This is a genomic window from Psychrobacter sp. TWR1-1-1, from assembly GCF_049895865.1.
GTDB classification, from domain to species: domain Bacteria; phylum Pseudomonadota; class Gammaproteobacteria; order Pseudomonadales; family Moraxellaceae; genus Psychrobacter; species Psychrobacter immobilis_A.
Window position 1 is genome coordinate 1 of sequence record NZ_JAFCTE010000028.1, and the last position, 7886, is coordinate 7886.

The 7886-nt window shown below is 39.1% G+C and carries 11 protein-coding genes; 7 read left to right on the plus strand and 4 right to left on the minus strand.

All coding sequences use genetic code 11. The annotated features are described in order from the left end of the window. Positions 1-138: 138 nt before the first annotated feature. Positions 139-408 (minus strand): mobilization protein MobS, encoded by a 270-nt coding sequence (locus ACP69U_RS13280; protein ID WP_426138770.1) that lies wholly within the window; start codon positions 406-408, stop codon positions 139-141. 257 nt (positions 409-665) lie between these two features. On the opposite strand from ACP69U_RS13280, the gene ACP69U_RS13285 reads away from it, so the two are divergent. From ACP69U_RS13285 to ACP69U_RS13305, 5 genes are all read left to right on the plus strand, one after another. Then, the gene (locus tag ACP69U_RS13285) at positions 666-1178 is read left to right on the plus strand and encodes a MobA/MobL family protein (protein ID WP_426138771.1); all 513 of its coding nucleotides are present in this window, start codon (positions 666-668) and stop codon (positions 1176-1178) included. Between the two features lie 52 nt (positions 1179-1230). Beyond that, the gene (locus ACP69U_RS13290) at positions 1231-2268 is read left to right on the plus strand and encodes a MobA/MobL family protein (RefSeq protein ID WP_426138776.1); all 1038 of its coding nucleotides are present in this window, start codon (positions 1231-1233) and stop codon (positions 2266-2268) included. Positions 2269-2446: 178 nt separating this feature from the next. Then, the gene (locus ACP69U_RS13295; protein WP_426138772.1) at positions 2447-3184 is read left to right on the plus strand and encodes a hypothetical protein; all 738 of its coding nucleotides are present in this window, start codon (positions 2447-2449) and stop codon (positions 3182-3184) included. Between the two features lie 338 nt (positions 3185-3522). Then, on the plus strand, positions 3523-4491 hold the full coding sequence (repM, locus tag ACP69U_RS13300) for a replication initiation protein RepM (protein ID WP_426138773.1): 969 nt from the start codon (positions 3523-3525) through the stop codon (positions 4489-4491). 217 nt (positions 4492-4708) lie between these two features. Next, positions 4709-5347 carry a tetratricopeptide repeat protein gene (locus ACP69U_RS13305; protein ID WP_426138774.1) on the plus strand — a complete coding sequence of 213 codons (639 nt, stop codon included), beginning with the start codon at positions 4709-4711 and terminating at the stop codon, positions 5345-5347. 115 nt (positions 5348-5462) lie between these two features. Here ACP69U_RS13305 and ACP69U_RS13310 read toward each other — a convergent pair whose 3' ends face one another. Next, entirely contained in the window at positions 5463-5993 is a 531-nt protein-coding gene (locus tag ACP69U_RS13310; RefSeq protein ID WP_198331043.1) for an SMI1/KNR4 family protein, read from the minus strand. A 387-nt stretch (positions 5994-6380) separates the two neighbouring features. Between ACP69U_RS13310 and ACP69U_RS13315 the strand changes: the two genes are divergently transcribed. Then, positions 6381-6761: a hypothetical protein gene (locus ACP69U_RS13315; RefSeq protein ID WP_198331044.1), complete on the plus strand. Its 381-nt coding sequence runs from the start codon at positions 6381-6383 to the stop codon at positions 6759-6761. Positions 6762-6906: 145 nt separating this feature from the next. Then, the gene (locus ACP69U_RS13320) at positions 6907-7275 is read left to right on the plus strand and encodes a hypothetical protein (protein ID WP_198331045.1); all 369 of its coding nucleotides are present in this window, start codon (positions 6907-6909) and stop codon (positions 7273-7275) included. A gap of 94 nt (positions 7276-7369) precedes the next feature. Here ACP69U_RS13320 and ACP69U_RS13325 read toward each other — a convergent pair whose 3' ends face one another. Together ACP69U_RS13325 and ACP69U_RS13330 are read right to left on the minus strand one after the other, a co-directional pair. Beyond that, positions 7370-7570 (minus strand): hypothetical protein, encoded by a 201-nt coding sequence (locus ACP69U_RS13325; RefSeq protein WP_198331046.1) that lies wholly within the window; start codon positions 7568-7570, stop codon positions 7370-7372. Between the two features lie 56 nt (positions 7571-7626). Then, the coding region (locus tag ACP69U_RS13330) for a hypothetical protein (protein ID WP_426138775.1) at positions 7627-7886 on the minus strand (260 nt) is incomplete at its 5' end.

The window sequence follows — 7886 nt, forward strand, 5'->3', positions numbered from 1 at the left end:
AACGCCAAGAAAAAGCCTAGCATTACTATAAACCCTGTAATTGCAAGGCGTATCACTATTACTAATATGTTATCAACCCATGTATCATTCTTCTTATGCTCTAGAAACTTAAACATGACCATCCTTTTTTTTGGCTACTTAACTTTCAATTGCTTTAAGTCCCTTTACCAAATCTGCCATTAAATCCTTATCCGTCTGTCTGGTCAGGAAATTCAATAGATTATCAGCCGTATATTCTTTCAAACCATCTACTGAATTATTCTCTAAAGCATCTACCAAAAAAGCACCCAGTAGAATTTTTTGCCGTGTTAGCTTCTTATCTAGCTTCTGCTTCTCTCTATTTATCTTAAGCTCAAGATCATTAATCTTCTGCTGTTCCTTTAAATCATTACCACCAAGTAAGCCCATACCCTTTTCCTTATATCATGAAATTATTTATTCCCATGACTATAGCAACTTCGCCAGTACCTAACAACAGTTTATGATATAGTTAATTGACGGATGGTTAAGTCCCACTGACTAAGTGCGAGTTTTCGACTTCACAAATGTTTATTCCCTACGGTCATACATTTATGAAGTCAAAACATCGGCAGGGGTAAGACCCCCACACCCCCAACACTACGAAAAGACGTAGTGCTAAAAACTAAGAACTAGAGCTTTTAGAAATGGCTATTTTTATCGCATCAACTAAATCAATATCTCGAGGTAATGGACAAAGTGCCGTTGCTTCTGCAAGCTATCGTGCTGGTGTTGAGCTTGTAGATAAGCGATATGGTAAGACCCATGATTACTCAAAAAAGCATGGCGTGATGAGTGCGGATATTATTTTACCGTCAGCATTGGCAGATGCTAAGGCTACTGTTGATCGGGGCGATCTTTGGAATAAAGCGGAGGCTGCCGAGAAGCGAGTCGATGCGCGCGTGGCTCGCGAATGGTTGGTTAATCTACCGCATGAATTAAGCGCAGAAGACCGAAAAGAGCTGGCGCACCAGTTCGCCCAAACCCTAGCTGATCGTTACGGTACGATTGCCGATTGCGCCATTCACCAACCCACACAAAAAGAGATTGATCGGGGCGCAGACCCGCGTAACTTCCATGCTCATATACTTTTCACCACGCGCACCGCAGAACTTGACGATAATAACGAGATCGTATTGAAAAAAAAAGGCAACCATTGAGCTATCAGACAACAAGCGCAGATCGCTCGGACTAGAGCGCGTCAGCGAGGAAATCAAAGAGGTTCGAAAAATTTGGGAGCAGACGGCAAACGATAAACTAGCCGAGCATAATCTTAACTTTATCGATAGTCGTAGCTATGCAGATCAGGGCAAAGACATTGAGCCGCAACTCAAGATGGGTAGCGTTGCAACCAAGCTAGAGCGTGACGCATACGAGACAGCAAAAGCAGCAGCAAAGGAAAAAGGCGAGCTATTTAACGGCATCGTCCCAGTGACGATCAGAGGTGAGATTAACCTGATGATTACTGAGCGCAACCGTCTAGTACGGACACGCGAACTTGCCGATCTGCGCGAAAGTCAATTATTTATCGTCCCAGCTGCTCCCACACCGAAGTATAAACCCAGTCAAGACAGCAATGACGAGCTAGAACAGGCTGAATCAGTGGTTGAGCGGATAAAACAGGCACGTATTCAGCGCCAGATTGCCAAGGAAGCAGCTGACGCATTAGAAAAACAGCGTATTGCTCAGCAGCAGCGCGATATGGCGGACAAAAAAGAGCGTGAGCGCCTATTAGCGCAAGAAGAAGCGCGTCAGGCAAAGCGTGAGCAGCACCGCGTCCAAATAGCAGCACAAGAGGCCGACTTTAAGGCGCAACACGGTCATATCTCGCATCAAGAGCTATCAAATCAGCACCGACTACTAAAAAATATAGACCAAGAAAGCGACTTTGGCCAACGCCTTAAAACCCTCCTGCACCTTGATCAGCAAATGAGCGAATGGCAACACTACCGCAGTGAGCCGGGCACCACTGACCACCAAAAGCAGCTTACAGGCCGTGAACAGCATAAAATTGGCAGCCACATTATCAGCCATAGTAAGCAGCTGCTTGAGCATATCAAGTCCATAAGCGACCTATCGACAAGGCAAGCACACACTAAAACTTTAGAGCGCGTCTTCGATGACATCAAAGATCGACAACAAAGCGCCCTTAGCCCTGATCAGCAAGGCCAAATGCGAACGGTATCCGCTGAAATCAATGGTTATAGCCGTGATATCAACCGCAGTCGGGGCATGAGTCTTAGCTTTTAACGCTCATAAGCAATACTAAACGACACTCACGGTCGCATAGAGTCATCTCAAATGCTTCTCAGGCATCCCACAGCGCCTTTTTGATGCTAGGGTGGCATAAGATATAAATCACCCTAAAAACGTCTACAGCAGCTCTCAGAGGCTAAATAGCATCATAATTAGCGACTAGGAACAATCCATGCCACAAAATGACCTCTCTATTCCATTAGAAGACCTACTGATTACGCTTCAAACGTATACCAAAAAAATAGATAAGCAGCTGATTGACAGCTCAAACTTAAGCCACGCGCATTATAAACAAGCGCAAGATATCTCTGAGTGGGCAAAAGAGCTGACTTCACTGCTAAAAACGTATCAAAATAAAGAAGTCCTACTCCAATCAGACTTTGTTTCAGCCATTAACAAAGAGATAGAGAGAGTCTTTGAAGCCAATGAAGAGAGCTACCATAAGCGTATTGATGAGGGCTTCACTAAGCACGTCACTGATGCTAGTGATGAATTCTTAAAAAAAACAAAGCTGCTTAATAAAGACTTAGTGAAGATACAGACCTCTGTTACTAGTGTTGCTAGTAACCTTGACGATACTAAAGACAAGATAGCTGAGCTAAATATAGATGCTTCCAAACAGATGCTAGATAACGTTAAGCAAGAGTTTGGCCGTCACTTAATTATCACACTTGTAACCTTGCTCATCGTCGTTTGTGTTCTAGGTGCTGGGTTAGTGTGGATGTTTATACCTAGCAAAGCTGCAATCAGTGAACGGCAGGATAGCTATGATTCTCTTGCTAAGGCTCAAGTTGCACATAAAGTTATCGAAAAACCTAATGGTTATTATGCGAGGGTTGATCCCAAGGACTGCATTGAAGATGAAAAAAGCTCTTTCTACAGTAAATCAGTGTTATGCAAATTTAAGTAATTAGCTTCCTAAACCAACCATTAAAAATGGTGCTTTGTTTTTTAAGCTTATCCACAACTAAAAGGCTTTTAATGCTTTTAAATGCTTTTAAATGCTTTTAAGAACCTTGAAGTCTATATGTATCAAGGGTCGTGAGTGTATGATGACGACATCTATCGGGTATGATGACGACATCTATCGGGTATGATGACGACATCTATCGGGTATGATGACGACATCTATCGGGTATGATGACGACATCTATAAACTTGACTAGATGACGACATACAATTATATTGTCGTCATCTAGTCAAGTTTATAGGAGAGGTTTACGAATGGAATCTAGTCAAGGTAGCAGTATGAATAATCTAGTGGTTAAATCCAACCGATTGAACACAGCTATACAAAATCTGTCATTAGTTGAAATTAGATTAATACAGCTAGCCGTTATTGATAGCAGGGAAACTCAGACAGGACTGACAGCCGATGACCCTTTGCGCATATCAGCTAAGCGTTATGCGGAGTGCTTTGATGTAGATGTTGATACGGCTTACGATGTGCTTTTATCAGCAGAAGCAACACTTTTTGAACGTAGGTTCTCATTTATAAATGATCGGGATAATCAAGTTAAAACGCGTTGGGTTAGTCAGGTTGAATATATAAAAGGTGAAGGCTCAATTGAAATTATTCTTACACCAGCAGTGGTCAAAGAAATAACACGTATCGATGGTTTGCAAACATTTTTTACTAAATATCTGCTAGGACAAACAGCAACGCTCAATAGCGTATATTCAGTTCGTCTTTACGAACTTTTAATTCAATGGCGTAAAGCGAAGAAAACCCCATTATTTGATTTGGAAACGTTCAGAGGTCAATTAGGGTTAGGAGTCGATGATTATAAGCGTATGAGCGATTTTAAGCGTCGCGTATTAGATGCCGCTGTTGCTGAGATCAACGACAAAACAGACTTGAAAATAAGTTATGAACAAGAAAAAAGCAAAAGTACAATCATAGGTTTTAAATTTAAAGTAATTACTAAGAGTAAGCCTAATCAGCCACAAGAAAGAACCGTAAACCGTGATGCTTATACAGCAGATATGTTCACAATTGATGGACTATCTGACAAGCAGTTGTGGCGTATCAGTCGGCATAAAGAGTTTATAAGCACATACAGCGACCTTGCTAGAGGCGACGCTGGTAAGAACTGGTCAGCATACAGTGATTTTATAGTAGGTGAGATCAAAAAAGACGCTTCCAAATTTAGTAAGAAACGTCCTATACGCGAATATTTAGATGGAAATGAAGCAGACTATGACTTCTCAAGATAACGACAAAGGCTCGACCACTTAAAATAGTCTGTTATAACTGGTTCCCTTATATCAGTCTATTTTAAGTGGTCTGTTAATAGGTTTGAAGGGTGAAATAGCTGGTTCCCTTGGGGTATACATAATAAGACCATCTAATGGTGTATTTAGAATACATCATGATAGGGATGTAAGTGGTAAATTATAGCGTTACCTTGATTAACTAAAAGGACAAGTAGTTATGGAAAAGATATTAACAACATTCTTGCTTACTGGCATTATGCTGACAGGGTGTACTAAAGCCATTGATACTAAGATGAATGGCATTCAAAACAATGTTCCAACCGTGAAATCGGATGTTGAGAAGGATTTTGAAGACCTTACAGTACAAGCTAATCTAGGAGATGGTTCAAGCCAAGCGGAATTAGGGCTTATATACTACTATGGTAGAGGCGTTCCTCAAGATTATTCAAAAGCATTTTATTGGTTACAACAAGCAGCTAACCATGGACATAAAGAAATGCAGGGGATGCTGGCATTGATGTATGAGAAGGGTCAAGGCGTAGATCAAAACGATGCTAAAGCGTTTGAGTTATATCAAAACTTAGCCAATGACGGTATTGATTTATACCAATCAAAAATTGGAGATATGTACCTTAAAGGTAAAGGCACAACCCAAAGTGATACGAAAGCTTTTGAGTGGACGCGCAAGGCAGCTTTGCAGGATCTTCCAATGGCTCAATCAGGGCTGGCAGTATTCTATGAGAAGGGTATCAATATACAGCAGGATAAAAACAAAGCGCTAGAATGGTATCAAAAGTCTTGTAGCAATGGATATCAGTTTGCTTGTGCTGAATATCGAAGAATTCATCAAAAATAGATATCTAAACCCTAAACATTTCCTAAAAAATTAGGGTTATAGCCTACAGTTCGATGCCTGTATAGCGCACCGAACATAGAGCATCAAAAACCTGACTCTCATATACCCTATTAAACTATATTTGAGGGTTGTTCTTAGCATGCTGTAATCTCGCATAAAACTCTGGATCAGTATTCGCTAAGCTGTTTTCATACTCTTCTTCAGAAATTAAAGATTCAATGAAACAATCAAAACTATCAGCTATTTTAATGAGGGTATCAATATCATCAGCGTAAGAAGACTCATGATCATAAAAGTACACTTCACCATAATGTTTGGGTAGCAAGGAAATACAAAAATAATTTCCAAATGCATCATCAGAAAATGCAAGTAACCCTGTTTTTTTTGTGCTGTTATCATCACCAAAGTTCGATTCTAATCGACAGTATTCAGGACCGTCATGTATACCTAGCACGCCGTGTATTCTCGTTTCGCCTTCAGCATCTGATATACTGCAAACAGTATTAGTAGGCTCTGCGCCATTGAAATTAAGGAGATATTTTCGATAATCCTCTGGTAAACGATACTGTATTATTTGTTCAAAATTTTCTAATGCCTTAGTGCTAAGCTCTCCATAAGGGTTAGCTTTTTGATATTTTGTTTCCATGAATTGATACCTTGATTTAAGTTGATCTTTCACACCTTACATTATCAAAATCTTAAAAAATAGGAAACATAATCAATATCAGGTGTATCTCTGTTATTTTCCTCGAAATATCAGCGCTATGTACACTCACAAGTACACTGGAATTATTTCCATAGATCAAACTCTTATTATCATTATCCTACAACCGAGTATTCAAGTCCTCACTAGGGTGCCGAACGATTATCATCAAAGCACACTCCATCACAGAGTATCAATTTTCTTGTAGAATTCCTTGGTTTAGTCGATAATATTTGATTAAAAAAAGCGTTGTATTTATATGCTTACCAGCTTTTTTGAACTCATTTTATAAGAAACTTAATTTATTGATAACTCGGTAAGGAAAGCTTAATGTCTAATTTTAGATTGGTAGTAGGAGCACTTACGACACTTATACTTATGAGTATAGGTTGTAGTCACAAAGAGCCTAACAGCGTTAATGAAGTAAAAGAAAACTCATCAGAAGCCATAACAAAAAACATCTCAGAAGAAGTAGAGGTGCGTGGAAATTTTAAAAGAAGCTTTGAAGTATATCAGCTAGAGGCAAATGGCAAAACTTACTATGTGGCAGATCCAAAACAGCTTTTGATAGAAAACTCTAATAAGATTGGTCAAGACGGCTACTACAAATCGTTCGAAACTTGTGTGGTTGGAGTAATTGGCTCTGAAGGTGGTTACGGGCCTACTGGTAAATATGAAAACAAAATTACAGTTAGCAAAGTCTGTGTTTAAAAAAGGTGTACAGCTAATAGGCCAACGCCATTCTAGGAGGTAGCGTGTTATTAGACCATACCAAATCTATACGTTGACAATAATTATCACTAACATTCCTATTCAATATTTTAAACAAACATAGGTTCATTTATTAGGATTTTTGATGCGGAAATTTGTCCTAGATTACCCAAAAGGAAGTTACCGCAAGTTTTTCATTGTGGCTTTAATCCTAAGTTTTGGTTTTTTCATAAACTCTTCTATAGATAAAGACATACTAAACATCTTAATATGGCTAGGAGTATTTTTAGGAGCTTTGAAGCAAGTTGTCATACCTATAAATCTAGATCAAAAAATATTCTTATCGAAAAAAAGATACTCTATAAGTGATGATGACTTTATAAGTCATTACAACGGTAGCTCTATTATGCATAATAACAACAAGGGTAAAACCTTGCATAAATGGATAATACTGGGTGATGACATTTTGTCGCTTTTGTTTATTGGTGTCATACTCTATAGCATATTTGGTTAACTGAATTATATTAGTAAGCCATAAAAAAACTGTTATAGATTACTAATAGGATGAAAGGCTTGCTACTTACAACTGGGCGTTCTAAGTAGCGGACTCAAATCTGTTCAGCTTCCAACTTGGCTACTATATCCTTAAAAACCGCTTCAAAATGCTGGCTGTCAGTACATCGTTTGAATGCGTTACCATTCCAAAATCCTAAATGAAATGTGATTGTAAGTCGCTTTTTATCAGCAGTTATCCGTCTAATTTCCGATAGGTTAACAATTTCATTGTCTACAACTATAAAACTTGGCATCTAAATCTCTTTCTATGGTGTTTATTAATAATAGGTAGCTATAAATCCTACTTGCTCTATTTGGTTTCAGTATCAGAGTCGGGCAGGGATGTACGAATAATAAAGCGATAGATATCACAACATAGAGTCCAGAAAAACCAAAGCAATATAGCAGCACATGCACCCAAGCCGATAACAATAGTGCCTATTCTAATACTGCCATCCAGACCCCCATTCCAAATATGAGGTGCAATAGGTGGACCCATCGTAGCAATAAACGCCAAGAAAAAGCCTAGCATTACTATAAACCCTGTAATTGCAAGGCGTATCACTATTA